Origin of the sequence: Psychrobacter urativorans (assembly GCF_904846695.1) — a bacterium.
GTDB classification, from domain to species: Bacteria; Pseudomonadota; Gammaproteobacteria; order Pseudomonadales; family Moraxellaceae; genus Psychrobacter; species Psychrobacter urativorans.
In genome coordinates, this window is record NZ_CAJHBR010000014.1 from 69426 (window position 1) to 86391 (window position 16966).

Annotated in this window: 13 protein-coding genes and 2 tRNA genes; 14 read left to right on the forward strand and 1 reads right to left on the reverse strand. The window is 41.3% G+C overall.

Going from position 1 to position 16966, the window contains the following annotated elements; genetic code table 11:
• Nucleotides 1–433 precede the first annotated feature (433 nt).
• From tpiA to JMY09_RS10115, 14 genes are all read left to right on the forward strand, one after another.
• A complete protein-coding gene (gene tpiA / locus JMY09_RS10050) occupies nucleotides 434–1240 on the forward strand; it encodes a triose-phosphate isomerase (protein WP_201623456.1) in 807 nt (268 codons plus the stop codon).
• A 353-nt stretch (nucleotides 1241–1593) separates the two neighbouring features.
• The gene (gene secG / locus JMY09_RS10055) at nucleotides 1594–1902 is read left to right on the forward strand and encodes a preprotein translocase subunit SecG (RefSeq protein ID WP_201617119.1); all 309 of its coding nucleotides are present in this window, start codon (nucleotides 1594–1596) and stop codon (nucleotides 1900–1902) included.
• 275 nt (nucleotides 1903–2177) lie between these two features.
• Nucleotides 2178–2262: transfer RNA gene (locus JMY09_RS10060), tRNA-Leu, on the forward strand.
• Between the two features lie 123 nt (nucleotides 2263–2385).
• Nucleotides 2386–2462 (forward strand) — tRNA-Met (locus JMY09_RS10065).
• A 386-nt stretch (nucleotides 2463–2848) separates the two neighbouring features.
• Entirely contained in the window at nucleotides 2849–3364 is a 516-nt protein-coding gene (gene rimP, locus JMY09_RS10070; RefSeq protein ID WP_201623457.1) for a ribosome maturation factor RimP, read from the forward strand.
• 296 nt (nucleotides 3365–3660) lie between these two features.
• Entirely contained in the window at nucleotides 3661–5145 is a 1485-nt protein-coding gene (gene nusA / locus JMY09_RS10075; protein WP_201623458.1) for a transcription termination factor NusA, read from the forward strand.
• Nucleotides 5146–5295: 150 nt separating this feature from the next.
• Entirely contained in the window at nucleotides 5296–8028 is a 2733-nt protein-coding gene (gene infB / locus JMY09_RS10080) for a translation initiation factor IF-2 (RefSeq protein WP_201623459.1), read from the forward strand.
• A 172-nt stretch (nucleotides 8029–8200) separates the two neighbouring features.
• Nucleotides 8201–8605 (forward strand): ribosome-binding factor A, encoded by a 405-nt coding sequence (locus JMY09_RS10085; RefSeq protein WP_201623460.1) that lies wholly within the window; start codon nucleotides 8201–8203, stop codon nucleotides 8603–8605.
• 32 nt (nucleotides 8606–8637) lie between these two features.
• Nucleotides 8638–9705, forward strand: coding sequence for a tRNA pseudouridine(55) synthase TruB (gene truB, locus JMY09_RS10090; protein WP_201623461.1), 1068 nt, complete (start codon nucleotides 8638–8640; stop codon nucleotides 9703–9705).
• A gap of 373 nt (nucleotides 9706–10078) precedes the next feature.
• Complete coding sequence (locus JMY09_RS10095) at nucleotides 10079–10240, forward strand: hypothetical protein (RefSeq protein ID WP_201623462.1); 162 nt, start codon at nucleotides 10079–10081, stop codon at nucleotides 10238–10240.
• A 217-nt stretch (nucleotides 10241–10457) separates the two neighbouring features.
• The gene (locus JMY09_RS10100) at nucleotides 10458–10631 is read left to right on the forward strand and encodes a hypothetical protein (protein ID WP_201623463.1); all 174 of its coding nucleotides are present in this window, start codon (nucleotides 10458–10460) and stop codon (nucleotides 10629–10631) included.
• A gap of 514 nt (nucleotides 10632–11145) precedes the next feature.
• Entirely contained in the window at nucleotides 11146–11412 is a 267-nt protein-coding gene (rpsO, locus tag JMY09_RS10105; protein ID WP_201623464.1) for a 30S ribosomal protein S15, read from the forward strand.
• Between the two features lie 483 nt (nucleotides 11413–11895).
• Nucleotides 11896–14010 carry a polyribonucleotide nucleotidyltransferase gene (pnp, locus tag JMY09_RS10110; protein WP_201623465.1) on the forward strand — a complete coding sequence of 705 codons (2115 nt, stop codon included), beginning with the start codon at nucleotides 11896–11898 and terminating at the stop codon, nucleotides 14008–14010.
• Nucleotides 14011–14442: 432 nt separating this feature from the next.
• Nucleotides 14443–15363: a glutaminase gene (locus JMY09_RS10115; RefSeq protein ID WP_201623466.1), complete on the forward strand. Its 921-nt coding sequence runs from the start codon at nucleotides 14443–14445 to the stop codon at nucleotides 15361–15363.
• 270 nt (nucleotides 15364–15633) lie between these two features.
• On the opposite strand, the gene JMY09_RS10120 is transcribed toward JMY09_RS10115, so the two are convergent.
• Nucleotides 15634–16803: a flavin monoamine oxidase family protein gene (locus tag JMY09_RS10120; protein WP_201623467.1), complete on the reverse strand. Its 1170-nt coding sequence runs from the start codon at nucleotides 16801–16803 to the stop codon at nucleotides 15634–15636.
• Nucleotides 16804–16966 lie beyond the last annotated feature (163 nt).

A 16966-nucleotide genomic window follows, 5' to 3' on the forward strand; every position in this document is an offset into this window, starting at 1 on the left:
CTTCGCCATGCTAGCCCTAGTCTAAATAAGAGAGCGACTTTAACTAAGCTATATAGCAACTGTCTTAGATAAAGCTATAAGTAAATATTAGACACAATATTAGAGATGGTATTAGATAAATACATGCAAGAAACATGACAGTTTATAGCGGCGAGTATCGGCTCAGTGCTTGAGCTAATTTTTTTATGTTTTATAGTCAGCATCAGTGAGCCATATAAGCGCTCTGCAATCATTGCTGTAGAGTGATTCATACTAAAAACTTAATCACCGCTGACAACTGCTAATCACCGCTAATAACCCTTAACCACCTTACAAACAACTGAGTTATATCTCGGCATCATTACACTAGGCTATAGCAGTTGATAAATATTTGTTATACTGGCGCGCATATAGGTCAAATCGACGATGATACGTGACAGAAGGTAGATGAGTGATGCAAGCTTGGGTAATTGGAAACTGGAAGCAAAATCCGGCCACGAATAATGATGTTAATAAGCTATTAGACAGCCTATTAGCTGTAAACGATACTGCCTCTACTAGCACAGCACAATGCCAACTGATGGTCGCGCCTAGTTGTGTGCATCTTGCCACAGTCAGTGCACGCTTGCAGGGTACGTCGATGTTATGTGCGGCACAAAATATTAGTGCTCATAGCGATAGTACTGGTGCTTATACTGGCGATTGCTCAGCGCAGCAAGTCGCTGATGCTGGTGCTACATGGACAATATTGGGACACTCAGAGCGTCGTCAATATCATCAAGAAGCCAATGACACCCTTATAAGTAAACTCTGTCATGCGCTTACGCAAAATTTAGGTGCCGTGTTGTGCGTGGGTGAGACTCAAGAACAGTATGACGCGCAACAGACTTTTGCAGTGCTGGATGAGCAATTAGCGGTCGTCAAAGACTTACTAACACAGCCAGTGTTGCAAGGTGACTCATCGCTAAGCTTAGCTGACAGATTAATCATTGCCTATGAACCAGTTTGGGCGATAGGTACAGGTAAAGTGCCTACGGTTGCTGAAGTGACAGCTACCCATGCCTATATTAAGCAAACCTTAGCAAGTTTTGATACTAGCCTACCTGAGTTTGCGGTATTATATGGCGGTAGTGTTAATGCAGATAATGCTGATAGTTTTGCTGCTAGCCCTATGATTAATGGGGCGCTAGTCGGTGGTGCTGCATTGAAATCTGACAGTTTTATGGCAATCGCTGCCGCCTTCAATCGCGCTAAAGCCTAAGTTACTCATTTCAATGAATAACACCCAATTGGAGTACGGTTACCTAAGTTAGGTGATTGCGCAATAATAAGTCGATAAAAGTCACTTTAATAGTACCCTTGCAATCGTGTACAATGCGCCTTATTTAAACAACCTAGTTTTTAGCAAGCCTAACTCTTATAAAGGATAGCTTGTAGGAACTATGTCTTTTTATAGAATCTAGTGCCATAAGGATTTTTTATGGGCTTAGGTTTATTAGCGTTAAAATTTGCTTAGCTGCTAACTGGGTTTTTAACAAGCTTAGCTCGCTGTTATTATCAATTGAAGATTTAATTTCCGTTATCAGTCGTCATCAGGCGGCAAAAGAGGCCAGCATGTTTACGTTTATATTAGCCCTGCACATCATAGTGGCGATTGCCATGATTGGCTTGATTTTGATTCAGCATGGTAAAGGGGCAGACGCTGGGGCTTCTTTTGGGGCAGGTTCCTCGGGTACCGTATTCGGTGCTGCTGGTACTGCAAACTTTTTGACTCGCGCTACTGCGGTGTTAACAGTAGTGTTTTTTATTACTAGTATGACCTTAGCTGTGCATGCTCGTAAACAAGCAGAAGATCAGTTTCGCTTAGATGCCCCAGTGTCAGCGCCACAGACCCCACGTCCACTCACTCAGAATCCACAGTAATTAACGTGCTTGGCTTAGCTTATACAAGCATTGGACAGTATTGAATTAGGCTTTATCCTAAAGTTACGGTCATTTTTGTTGAAAGCCTTGCTATTTCGCCAAGTTCGTTTTACAATGCCCTCCTGTTTTCAGAGCTCAGCAGCTAGGATTACTATAGAAGCGTATATAATATTACTTTCACTTCTATATGATTCGATGTCATCCTCATGACAGTGTTTGCAGCTGATACCTACTCTAAAAGCAGTTAGCATATTTTACACAGTACTTAGCAGTAAGCGATTGTGGTGGAATTGGTAGACACGCCATCTTGAGGGGGTGGTGGCGAAAGCTGTGGGGGTTCAAGTCCCCCCAATCGCACCAAGTTTTGACGTAGCATAGCGTCAATAAAGGCAGTAAATTGTTAGAAGCGTTAGTTTAAAAGTTTATTTAAAATAAACGTTGACACTTCTATAAAAACTACCTATAATATGCATTCTAAATTGTTGCGGGGTGGAGCAGTCTGGTAGCTCGTCGGGCTCATAACCCGAAGGTCGTTGGTTCAAATCCAGCCCCCGCTACCACTTTTTTTAATACTGATTGTTGTACACTAAATTCTCAGTGTAAATTAGCCCACCATCATGTTTGTGGGTTTTTTTGTATCTGTTAGTCTGTATTACCGCGGTATCTATCTACTTATGCTAAGCTCTAAACCCATAGAGCTCGATGATCCTCGCTGTAGCATAGTGAGTCGACCATAGCATTCAACTCTCTTTCGATTACTTACCGCATGAGTCATTTTTTATTATAAACTATCTGTTGTAAACTTTTAAACGAGCGCAATATACAATAGAAGTAGGCTAATAAAAGACATAATTGCGCTAAAAAATAGTTAATCAAAGACAGTAATGTTAAATAAGCTAGATTAAGCGATTAGATTAATAAGCAAATAGGAAAATATAAATAAATTATGAAACTTTCGACTAAAGTTGCAGAGTTAACTAATATTATTGCTCCAGCAGTAGCGGCATGCGATGTCGCACTGTGGGGCGTAGAGTTTGTACCGCAAGGCCGTCGTTCATTACTGCGTATCTATATTGAAGCTTTGCCTGAAGAGCAAGCGGAAGATAAGCAAGTAACTATCGAAAACTGTGCTGCGGTAAATCATCAAGTCAGTGGGATCCTAGAAGTTCACGATCCTATCGCTGGTGAGTATATTTTAGAAGTATCTTCACCTGGTTTTGATCGGGCGTTTTTCTCAGAAGAGCAAATGCGTGGCTATATTGGTGAAAATGTCAGCTTACGTTTGATACAAGCCATAGGCGAAGGCGATAAGAAGCGCCGCAAAGTCACTGGTAAGCTAGACAGTATGGATAGCTCATCACTACAGCTTACCGCTACTGATAACGAAACATTCGAAATTGACTTTAGTAATATTGACAAAGCCAATTTGATTTTTGAAGATACACCCTTTATCAATGCCTAATGCTAGTTTCTGAGAGATTCGGTTAATTAGTAATAGTTATACTATTACTAATTAACGGAGTACTTCGGCTTAAACAGCAAGTATTAGCGTTACCTTATAAGATTAGAAGGATGTTAGCTGAGCAATTCTCTAGCTAATTCCTATTGCATAGCTATATAGGTATTAATAAATAATTTATAGCAGTAGTTTAAAGTATTATAAATTGCTAAATAGCCTAGGGCTTGCGGTAACCATATAACGTTAGTACATAAATTATAAAATCTAAGCCAATTATAAAATGATAGGACGGGCATAGTATGAGTCGTGAAATTTTAACGGTAGTAGAAACCGTCAGTAATGAAAAGGGCTTAAATCCTGAAGATATCTTTGAAGCTATAGAAGACGCTTTAGTGGTTTCTACTAAGAAAAAAGTATACACCGAACAACCAGAAGTAGCCGTACGTGTAGCGATTAACCGTGAAACTGGTGACTATGATACTTATCGTTACTGGACAGTAGTGGCTGATGAAGATCATGAGATGCCTGCTTGCCAATTAGCTATTACTGATCTTGATCAAGAGCAATGGTCAATTGGTGATGTTAAAGAAGAGCAAATCGAATCGATCGAATTTGGTCGTATTGCCGCTACTCAAGCTAAGCAAGTTATCATTCAAAAAATCCGTGAAGCCGAACGTGCTCTAGTAGCAGATGCTTTTGAGCCACGTGTTGGCGAAATGATGTACGGCGAAGTCAAAAAACAAACCCGAGATGGTTATATTGTTGACTTAGGTGATAATGCTGAAGGCTATCTATCGCGCGATCAAATGTTGCCGCGTGAACAGCTACGAGTAAAATCACGTATTAACGCTATTCTTTATCATGTGAATCGTGAAAACCGCGGCGCGCAGTTACTGTTATCGCGTACTCATCCTGAAATGCTATCCGCTTTAATGCAAAAAGAAGTACCTGAGATTGCTGAGCAGATTATTGAGATTCGTAATGTCGCTCGTCTGCCTGGTACTCGTGCTAAAATATCAGTGAAAACCAACGATCATCGTATTGATCCAGTTGGTGCTTGTATTGGTATGCGTGGTACTCGTATTCAAGCAGTACAGCAAGAGCTTGATGGTGAGCGAATTGATGTCGTAGTTTGGTCAGATGATCCTGCACAGTTTATCATTAGCTCGCTTGAGCCTGCTGATGTTAGTAGTATCATTTTAGATGAAGATACCAAGACTGCTGATATCGTCTTTAGTACTAATGATCAGTTAGCTCGTGCTATTGGCTCACAAGGTCAAAACGTTCGTCTAGCTTCTGAGCTGACTGGTTATAAGCTCAATATGATGCTAGAAGAAGAATATCAACAGCGTCAAAGAAATGAAACTAAAGCCTTTATCGATCTATTCTATGAACGTTTAGAAGTAGATCAAGATTTAGCACAAGCATTAGTCGATATCGGTTTTACTAGCATTGAAGAAGTCGCTTATGTACCAGTCGACACTTTTTATGATATTGATGGCCTAGATGATGAAGCTATCGATATGATTCAAGAACGTGCTAAAGAAGTCGTTATAGCTGACGAGTTAGTTAAACAACAGAACATGAAAGAGCCTAGTCAAGAACTACAAGATCTTGAAGGTATGACAGTAAGTTGGGCCTATAAAATGGCGCAAAAAGATATCATTACCGTTGATGATTTAGCTGAGCAAGCGGTATTTGATTTAGAAGATATTGAAGGCTTAGATACTGAAACAGCCGGCAAGCTCATCATGAAGGCTCGGGAATCTTGGTTCAATGAATAGGCGCTAACTGCATATCGCTGTCTTTTGGTGGTATGCTAGCGATTATTAAAAGCCAATAAAGGGTAAAACCAATATTAGCTTTAGCGCAATCATTTGTAGCCAACAACTGAATTGAACATATAGCAAACAATAGACAGTAGGTGATAATAAATGGCAGATAAGACCGTCAAAGAACTGGCAGATATGGTAGGCAAAACCGCTAGTGCTGTACAACAGCAACTACAGGATGCTGGGCTGCCCGCTCGAAACGAAGGTGATCCAGTCACTGAAGTTGAGCAAGAGAAGCTGGTGGCGTATTTAAAACAAAGTCATGGTCAGCAAGACAAGCGTCGTATTAGTCTAAAATCTAAAACGACTAGTACTGCTCGCGTGACTGGCTCTTCAGGCAAATCTAAGAGTGTCAATGTTGAAGTACGTAAAAAGAAAGTCTTTGATAAGCCTGATCCAGAGAAGATGGCTGAAGAATTAGCTGCGCGTGAACAAGCGATGATTGAGTCGCAAACTCGTGCCGCTAAAGACTTAGAAGAGCGCTCTGAAGCTAAGAGAAAGTCTGAAGAACGTCAAGCTGCTACTTTAGCCGCTATGCGTACTAGTCTTGGTTCTAGCAAAAGCTCATCAGGCAAAAGTGCGAAAGTTGCTAACTCTTCAGTAGTAGTCAAAAAAGGTGGCAAAGCTACCGTTGAGATTATTAATAAAGAAAAAGAGAAAGAGAAGAAAAAAGTAGCAGCTACTAAGCCAAAAGTTGAAACAGCTATTGAGCGTAAAGTTCGTGAGACCCGCGAAGTAGAAGAAAATCGTTTGCGTCAAATCGAAACAGAAACTCGTCAAGCGCAAGCTAAAGAGGCGCAAAAGCGCACTCTTGAGCAGATGCGTAAAATGGCTGGAAAATACACTGATCAGCCAGTTGCTGAAGTTCGTAAAGATGAACCATTGGCCGAAGGTCTAGTGGGTGATGCGCTAGAAGAGTCGTTCGAAAAAGAGCGTCGCGAAATCAAGCGTGGAGCCAACAGTACTGGTGCTCGTGGTCGTCGTCGTAAGAACCAAGATGAGCGTGAGATCAAAAACCGTAAGAACGGTTTGCGTTCAGCGCAAGCAGGTCAGCATAAATTTGAAAAACCAGTCGAAAAAATTATCTATGACGTTGAGATTAGCGAACAAATTGCTGTAGCAGATCTAGCGCAGCGTATGGCCGTTAAAGCTCGCGAAGTTACTAAATTGCTTATGAAAATGGGCGAGATTGTTACTGATTCAGATACTATTGATCAAGCGACAGCCAGTCTAATTGTAGAAGAGATGGGTCATAACCCAGTCTTAGTAAGCGATACTAAAGTTGAAGATGATTTACATGATGCCGTTGATGAGCGTAGCAGTAACGTACAAACACGCCCACCTGTCGTTACTATCATGGGTCATGTCGATCACGGTAAGACTTCATTACTAGATAAAATTCGTGAAACCAAAGTCGCCACTGGCGAAGCTGGCGGTATTACTCAGCACATCGGTGCTTATCATGTAAAAACCAATCGCGGTGTTATTACTTTCCTTGATACCCCGGGTCACGCCGCCTTTAGTGCGATGCGTTCACGTGGTGCACAAGCGACAGACATCGTCGTATTAGTAGTTGCCGCTGATGATGGCATGATGCCACAGACTGAAGAAGCTATTGATCACGCCCGTGCTGCTGGTACGCCGATTATCGTAGCTATTAACAAGATGGATAAGCCTAGTGCTGATCCAGATCGTGTATTAAATGAATTGACTGCTAAGCAAGTAGTTTCAGAAGAGTGGGGCGGCGATACTCCAATGGCCCGTATCTCAGCCAAGACTGGTGAAGGTATTGATGAGCTATTAGAATATATCAGCTTAACCGCTGAGCTAATGGAGCTTGAAGCGCCATTAGATGGAGCTGCGCAAGGTGTGGTTATTGAATCAAGACTTGAAAAAGGTCGTGGTCCGGTAGCTAGCGTACTAGTCAAAAAAGGTACTCTGAAACAAGGCGATTTAGTATTAGCCGGTGAGTATTATGGCCGTGTACGTGCCATGGTTGATGAACACGGTAAACGTATTCAGACCGCAGGTCCTTCTATCCCTGTTGAGATCTTAGGATTACCTGATACCCCTGCAGCTGGTAGCGAGTTCTTAGTCGTAACTGATGAGAAAAAAGCCCGCGAAGTGGCAGATTTTAGAGCCAATCGTGAGCGTGAGCAGCAACTTGATCGTCAGAACAAAATGCGCTTAGAGAGTATGTTTGAGCAAATGGAACAAGGTGATGTGTCGTTCTTGAACATCGTGCTAAAAACCGATGTTCGTGGTTCGCTAGAAGCATTACTATCAGCCTTAAATGACTTGTCTACTGATGAAGTCAAGGTCAGAGTTATCAGTTCAGGTGTTGGTCCAATCTCTGAATCTGATGTTAGTCTCGCTGAATCTAGCGAAGCGGTATTATTAGGCTTCAACGTTCGTGCCGATACTACTGCACGCCGTAAAGCAGATGCTGCTGATATGGATATTCGTTATTACAGCGTTATCTATGGCTTAATTGACGATGTTAAAGCAGCTATGAGTGGTCTATTGGCACCAGAGCATCGCGAGAAGATTTTAGGTGTTGCGGATGTTCGTGAAGTGTTCCGCTCTAGTAAATTCGGTGCAGCCGCTGGTTGTATGGTGGTCGAAGGTACGATCTATCGTAACAAACCTATCCGTGTACTACGTAATGACCAAGTTATTTTCACCGGTCAATTACAATCATTACGTCGTTATAAAGAAGACGTTAATGAAGTACGTACTGGTATGGAATGTGGTCTAGCGGTTCGTGGTTATGACGTAGAAGCGGGCGATAAGATTGAAGTCTTTGAGATTCAAGAAGTCGAACGTACTATCTAAACCGACTGCTTAAGCATGCTATAAGCCTAATCCGCTGAATATACATCGCATTGCTTACTAATATCATGATGTATAGAGGCCTAACAGGTTAATCCTGCTAGGCCTTTTTTATGGTCACTTAACCCTTTATAGTATTAGCAATAATAAAACTTATTAGAATTAGGATAATAAAATGAATCAACGTCTACAACGCTTAGCTGATCAAATCCAGCGTGAACTCGCTGTGCTTATTCGTGATGAAGTCAATGATCCACGCTTGACTGGTTTCGTCACTATTTCTAGTGTAAAAGTCAGTCCCGATCTTGGCTATGCTGATGTCTATGTCACTATCATGGAACCTGGTCTTAATGACTCTATGACTATCACTAATCATGAAGAAAGTGTGAAAGTCCTTAATAATGCAGCTGGATTTTTGCGTACTGAGTTGAGTCATAGTCTCAAAACTCGTACTACGCCACGTCTGCGTTTTCATTATGATGAAGTCACTGCTCGTGGTAACTATATGATGGATCTAATCAGTAAGGCCGTTACTAAAACGGAGCAAAACGAAACTGATGAGCAAGAAACACAAGAGTAAATATTAGAGTATCCTTAAGAGCAAAAACTATTATGTCTACAGTCTCTAACAAAGTTGATCAGCCGCAAGCTGCTAAACAGCCAGTCGGTAAGCAAAAGGTATCTGGGGTAATCTTAATCGATAAACCTATAGGTATGACTTCGCAGCAAGTAGTATCCAAGGTCAAGTATCTGTTTAAGTCAGCTAGTCATGACAGCAAAAAAGCTGGTCATACTGGTACCCTTGATCCAATGGCTACTGGTTTGCTACCTATTTGCTTAGGAGAGGCGACTAAATTTAGTCATTATCAGTTAGATGCTGATAAGGGCTATCAAGCCACTATATTATTAGGTAGACAGACAGATACCGGTGACGCTGATGGTAAAGTAACTGCTGAAATGGCTGTTGCGGAGATTGATGAAGCCCAGCTAAATAATATCGCTAAGCAGTTTATGGGAGCACAGCAGCAAATCCCACCGATGTACTCTGCATTAAAAAAAGATGGCAAAAAGCTTTATGAATATGCCCGTGCAGGTATAGAAGTTGAGCGGCCACCTAGAGATATTATTATCAAGGCACTAACTTTGACAGTGCTTGATCCGCAACATCTGCAACTGACGGTTACTTGTACTAAAGGCACTTATGTTCGAGTATTAGGTGAAGATATCGCCAAAGCTCTAGGCACTTTAGGGCATTTGGTTGCGCTAAGACGCTTACAAGTGGGTAAGTTCTCTATTGCGCAAGCCATGAGCTTGTCAGAGTTAGAGCAATTGGCATTAGGTGAAAGGTTTGAACAGTTATTAGCGATCGATGCGTGTGTCGATATTGATGCTGAACTAATTTTGGACTCTGAGCAATGCGAGCGCATAAAGATGGGTCAGCGTCTAAACGTCATTGAGCAGTTGACACCCACCTTACAACAATATATTTCTAGTAATATCCAGCAGGGCGTGCAGCTAACTGATGCAGTTACTACAGATATAGAAGCAGACAATGCTGATGTTGCAGAGTATGAATTGGCTGTTGATATTCGTTTAATCGATGATAACCATCAATTCTTAGGTCTAGGAGCGGTCAGTCTTAATGGACGCCTGCAGCCTAAAAAGATTATTCATCGCTAATCGGTAGCTATAGTTAACCTAATCGCTATACCTTTTACTAGGGTATTACACTAGTCACATAACGTCACATTTAATTGCAGGTTTCACCTATGGTGGAATCTGCTTTTTTTATATATTTATTGAGTAAGCTAAGAATAATTAAGTAGGCTAAGAAAAATCTAATTAATAAAAGCGTAACTCACTTCAAGAGTTAACAAGATAAATAGTGATTATCCATTGATTAAAAAGTGATCATTAGTTATAAACCTTCGAACCATAAAATGTTTTTAGAGCTACATCTTAAATTAACATTTAGTTAAGTTGGATTGTTATAGCTATGCTTTTTATATCAGCACTTTGATAACAAGAATTTCCCAATAATAAGGAATTTACTATGGCACAGTCTAATCCAAACGATACCAAACTTGAGCAACAACGTTCTGATGCTGCTGAAGCTTCGTTAAAGAATCAAACAGAAGGTAACTCTACTGAAGATAGCGAAGCGGCGGCAGATCGTATCGCTGAAAATGCTAAAGACAGTAAACAAGAAAAGTAACAGTTAACTTTTATAGTATTAAAGATGCTAACTATGATGGTTAGCATTTTTAGTATTATCCTTACGGTCATTTATAGTCACTTCATAAATAGTTCCTTCATAAATAGTCACTTAATAAATAGTTCCTTCATAAGTTGTAGTCTCTAATAGCTAGTCACTAACCCTTATTTATGAGCTATTGAGGTCATTACAATTTTAATGGATTAGGAGAGTTCAGATGAACAAGCCTCAAAAAGATATGGATCAGCAAGAGCAACAAATACAGCGATTAGCTGATGATATTGACCCTAGTGGAGACATCGCTCCTGATAGTCTTGCTGAAGCAACAACTGCTCCTTTAAGCGATGATGCATTAGGTGGCAATGCTACTGAAGATGATGTTAAAAAATAATAGTGACTTAATTTTTTAATTATTTAGTCTTAATTGCAATAAATGTTTAAAGCTTATGATGGGTAGTGAGTAGTTGCCACTTTATTATTTGCATGCATTAATTCATACTATAGTTAGACGTGTATTTAAATTTTAGATAATTTTTTTAGCCTAAAGCTATAGTCTATATGACCTTATTAAGCTTACTAATAGTGCTAACTATACGGTTGCTAGTAGTGTGTTATTGACTAAAGGGCTACTAAAAGTATTAGTGAAAACTACTGTTAGTTGAGTGGTTTTTTGCTATACTTGCGCCAAGTTACGGTAAGCCTTTTCTAATAGTTGTCAGTATAATATTGTCACTATGAGAAACGTCTGCTGAGCTCACAAACAGCGTTTACGGTTCACTAGGTCAACTCTAGTAATGCAGGGTTATCCTGAATGGACAGTAAGCTATTTTTATTACCCTATTGTTCTACAACTATTCAAATAAATTGAAAATCTTGTAGAGCCTTTAGCATTGCTGGAGAAATTTATGTTAACTAATACTGATCGCGAAGCTATCATTGCCCAATACCAACGTGGCGAAAACGATACTGGATCCCCTGAAGTACAAGTTGCTTTATTAAGCGCGCGTATTAATGATCTACAAAACCATTTTAAAGCTCACAAAGCGGATCATCATAGCCGTCGTGGTCTTATTCGTATGGTTAATACTCGTCGTAAATTACTTGATTACTTAAAAGGTAAAGATTTAGGTCGTTATAGTACTTTGATCAGCCAATTAGGTCTACGTCGTTAATTCAACGCCTGTTGAATAAAAGAGTAGGGCGTCGATAATACTTAAGGTAAATTATGTTGTTATTGATGCCAGATAGTAGCTATTAGTAATTTAAAAACGGTGTGGAATAGTTTCACGCCGTTTTTTTATGGATATTCGATTATCGAACATTATTCAACTATCTCAGAAAAATAACTCATATATGCAGTTTTGCAATTAATTGGTCAAGGGCTATAAATCCCTGTAAAATAGGCCACGATATAGAAGTTATAAGCATAGCAATAGGTATTATAGTTGCCTACAGCAAAACAGAATACAGTACTAGATAGCCCTATATAGTCCTACGTAGATATATACAGACATAGATGTGGTAGCGATGACCCTTAGCTCTTTGGTGATTGTCCTACAGTAATTAGCACATAATAATGAACTTTTAACGACTAATAACAGACTATTTATAGTGCTGTTGTTATTTTAGTCAGTCAACATTAGGAAAAAACTTATATGACAATGTTTAATACTATTACTCGCGAATTCCAGTACGGCGATCAACTAGTCGTTTTAGAAACTGGTCGCATAGCGCGTCAAGCTAACTCTATTATGGTTCATATGGGCGGCGTTTCTGTCCTAGTAGCAGCAGTGGTAAAATCTGAAGCTAGAGAAGGTCAGAACTTCTTTCCATTAACCGTTAACTATCAAGAAAAAATGTATGCCGCTGGCAAGATTCCAGGTGCTTATGGCAAACGCGAAGGTCGTGCGAGTGAATTCGAAACTTTAACCTCACGTCTAATTGACCGTCCTATTCGTCCATTATTCCCAGAAGGTTATTTGAACGAAATTCAGATTACCGCTACTGTTGTATCATCAGACAAGACTCAAAACGCTGATATCGCTGCTCTAATCGGTGCTTCAGCTGCATTAGCTATTTCTGATGCGCCATTCAATGGTCCTGTCGCTGGTGCACGTGTAGGCTTTATCAATGGCGAATACGTTCTTAACCCAACTATCGAGCAGCTAAAAGAAAGTGATCTTGACTTGATCGTTGCTGGTACAAAATCTGCAGTATTGATGGTTGAATCTGAAGCGGCAGAACTATCAGAAGATCAAATGTTAGGTGCGGTATTATATGGCCATCAACAACAGCAAATCGTTATTGATAACATCATCTCATTAGCAGCAGAAGTCGGTACTGCTAAACAACAATTCACTGCGCCTAAGCATGATGAAGCGTTAGAGAAAGGTATGAAAGAGCAGTTCGGCGCGCAAGTTGCTGACGCTTATACCCTTACTGATAAGCAACAGCGTTACGCTAAACTTGACGAAGTTAGACAAGCCGCTATCGATGCGCTTGCTGGTGATGCTGAGTCAGACAGTTATAGTAGCAACGTGTCTGAGCTTAAAGAAATCTATAACGATCTAAAATATCGTACCGTCCGTGACAATATCCTGTCTGGTAAGCCACGTATCGATGGTCGTGATCTAGAAACTGTTCGCGCTATTGATGTGCAAGTAGGGGTATTGCCGTTCACTCATGGTTCAGCACTATTCACTCGTGGTGAGACCCAAGCGTTGGTAACTACTACTCTAGGTAACAGCCGTGACGTCAACATGATTGACTCGTTAGCGGGTACTATTCGTGACCATTTCATGCTGCATTATAACTTCCCGCATTTCTCAGTAGGTGAGACTGGTCGTGAAGGTATCCCTAAACGTCGCGAAATCGGTCATGGTCGTCTAGCACGCCGTGGTGTACAAGCGATGCTTCCAGATAGCGAACGCTTCCCGTATGTCATCCGTGTAGTATCAGAAATCACTGAATCAAACGGTTCGTCGTCTATGGCTTCTGTTTGTGGCGCAAGTTTGGCATTGATGGACGCTGGCGTACCAATCAAAGCACCAGTAGCTGGTATTGCGATGGGTCTAGTAAAAGAAGGCGAACGCTTTGCAGTATTGTCTGATATCTTAGGTGATGAAGATCATCTTGGTGATATGGACTTTAAAGTAGCCGGTTCAAAAGACGGTATCACTGCTTTACAGATGGATATCAAAATCGAAGGGATTACTCCAGACATCATGGAGCAAGCGCTTAAGCAAGCTCATGCTGGTCGTATTCATATCTTAGAGGCGATGAATAAAGTATTGCCTGAAAGCCGCACTGAAATCAATGCTCATGCGCCTAACTATGCAGTTATCCAAATCAATCCGGACAAAATCCGTGAAGTTATCGGTAAAGGCGGCGCAACTATCCGTCAGCTAACTGAAGAAACTGGTGCGGTTATTGATATTGATGACGGCGGTACTATCCGTATCTTTGGTGAAAACAAAGCGGCTACTAAAGCGGCTATCGGCAAAATCGAAGCTTTGACTGCTGAAGTTGAAGTAGGTAAAACTTACGAAGGTACTGTTGCTCGTATCGTTGATTTCGGTGCGTTCATTAACGTCTTACCAAATACGGATGGTTTAGTACATATCTCACAAATCGCTGAAGAGCGTGTAGAGAATGTTTCTGATTATCTAAAAGAAGGTCAAAAGGTTAATGTATTCGTACAAGACGTTGATAACCGTGGTCGTATTAAGTTGACTATGAAAGGTATTGATCAGGGTTCAACTGCTGAGTAAATGCTTTAGTCTGATATAAAAAACCGCTCTGAGCTGTTAATTAATAGCACTCAGGGCGGTTTTTTTTGTTGTTATTTTTAGGTGATAAATTTTAGTATAGGCATCTTATTTGCGCAGGAGTTTTTAGCTATAGTAATACTCTTGGGGATTTTTTAATAAAATCTTCTTTTAAATGATGTAGGTTGAGGATCGCAAGATTCGCCTAACCAATATCTGAATATTCCATAATAATGACAGGTGCCTTACCCTCAGAAGCATGAAGGTATCTCTTTAGTGTCATGTTGTCATAGAATATGCAGTCTGCAAAAGCTGCTATGCGATTGAGCTCAACCTATCCTAATAAAAATATAATTTTTCTATTATTAAGCCCTTTTATTCAGTTAAAATCATTATTTTTCAATCACGCCTTAGAGATACGGTTACCCAACTAATATGCAAAAGATTCTTGATGATATTGCTGCCCAAATGGCGGCTGAAACAGATCGTGGAGAAGTGGCGGATTACATCCCGCAACTGGCGCATGTGGATCCAAACCAGTTTGGTATTGCGGTAGCGACACCTGACGGGCAAGTATATGCAGCAGGTGATGCCAGTACATTATTTTCGATCCAAAGTATCTCTAAGGTGTTTACTTTAACCATTGCTCTTGGCAAGTTAGGTGATGCGCTTTGGACCCATGTTGGCCGTGAGCCATCTGGCGACCCGTTTAACTCGATCACCATCTTGGAGTACGAATCTGGGCGACCGCGTAATCCATTTATTAATGCTGGGGCGATTGCAGTGGTAGATGCAATTATGATGGGGCATGAGCCAAAAGAGATATTGGGTGAGATTCTGCAGTTTGTGCACTTTATTACAGACGATGATTCAATTCGTTTTGACCATAAAGTAGCGGCGTCTGAGATGGAGCACAGAGATCGAAATGCGGCATTAGCTCATTTTATGAAAGCCTTTGGCCATCTAAAGCACGATGTGGACAAAGTCCTAGGGGTTTATTTCCATCAATGTTCGATTGCGATGAGCTGCCAGCAGTTAGCTTGTGCTGGTCGCTTTTTGATGTCTAATGGTGTCAATCAACATACAGGGGTGAGCGTAATCAATCCACAACGCTCTCGACGGATCAATTCGTTGATGATGATGTGCGGTCATTATGATGGCTCTGGTGAGTTTGCCTACCGTGTTGGCCTACCGGGTAAAAGTGGTGTTGGTGGCGGTATTTTGACCATAGCCCCAGGTAAAGGCTCAATCGCAGTATGGTCACCAGGGCTGGATCCTGTAGGAAACTCCAAACTTGGACTAAAGGCGTTAGAGCTGCTAGTACAAAAAACTGGCTGGTCGGTGTTTTCAAATTAACAGCTGGCAGTTAAGTTCGGTCAAAGGTCTTAGTGCTCGTAAGCTGCGCCCACTCTATAAGACAGTCGATATAAGATAAAAGGTTCAATCTAAGGGTAGACAGCTTGGTCATAAACCCGCTATCAGTGCGCACAGCACAGCCTGTAAAAGCTAAACCAATTAGTCGCCTTTAATGGCATGTTTGGCTTTGGTTTTACCTAGAAACTACCAGCTATCAACTATCAACTATTAGCTATTAGCTATTAGCTATTAGCTATTAACTATTAGCTATTAACTATTAGCTAAAGAAGCGGGCAAACTCTGTACGGCTACGCTGGCAGCTTCAATAGCACCAGCGGTATAACCGGGGAACTGTTGTGACCACTCACTACCGATAGCAGTCAAGCACGCTGCCCAAACTCCCGATGCTGCTTTGCAAGCAGGAGCTGAGGCATGTTGACCATCGCCATTAGCATCAGCAGTAGTGGCGGTGAATGGGTCTTGCGACCAATCTTTAAAATACTCTGCCTTCGGTGAGTCTGCTGCTGCGCCAAACAGTCGTACTAATTGAGCACGGCAATGTGCCTTTAGCACTGCTTCAGAGACGCTTTGACGTACAGCTGATGGCACGCCAAGGAAGCCAAATAATGCGCCATTACCGTCTATTATAGAAGCATCATGAATTTCAACTAGTGGCCCTAATGAGCTGCGAGCTTCCCCTGATAGTCCTTGCTTGCGCCAGAAGGGCTTATCGTAAACGGCAAAGTATTTCGCATGAGGGGCCATCCAAGTAGCCGTGTTGCGCCATTGGCTTGCTAGCTCTGTTGGTAACGCTGGGGTGAACTCTATACTGTCTTCTACCAAGCACGGTGGTAGCGCCAGCAGCACTTGTTGAGCTTGCCAAGTGGTCAGTTGCCCAAACGAGTTTTCACTGACAATCTCAATATATTCCGTAGTTTTGTTTAGCCGACGGACTATTTGATTAGTAATTATACTCGTGCTATCTAAGCGGCTATATAAAGCATTAATCAGCGCTGCCATGCCGCCTTTTAGGCGCATTGAGGGCGATGAGCTCTTATAACCTTGGCTACGCATGGGCGGCTCATCAGCAGCGTGCTCGACCATCATGTCACCCTCTTCAAACTGAGCGAAGCTTGGTAGCTGTAGCTCCTCGATAAGACTACCTAACTGCTGCTGAAAGTCAGGCCAAAACCAAGATGGGCCCAAATCAAAGCTGTCAGTACTGTTGATTAATGCTAATTCTGCTGCATTAGAGTCGGAGTGCTCAGCAGTTAATAGCTCAGTGGGTGTTTGTTGTTGAGACTGAGTTGTGACAATACGACCTCCCAGAGTAGGCCGAGCTTCTAACAGGATATACTCAATACCTTTTCGTTGTAATAATAGTGCTGCATATAAACCACTTAAACCACCGCCTACAATCGCTACGGGTACATTTTTCATCTCAAGATTTCCTTAACTAAAGCTTTAGTTAATAACTATAGTCAGTTCAAAACAAAAATGTTATAGCTAGGACAAACATCATAAAATAATTTGGATAAGTCATTTTCCATCCACCCTTGGCGTAGAAACTTCACTTGAGCCCATTTTTTCTCAATAGGGTTCA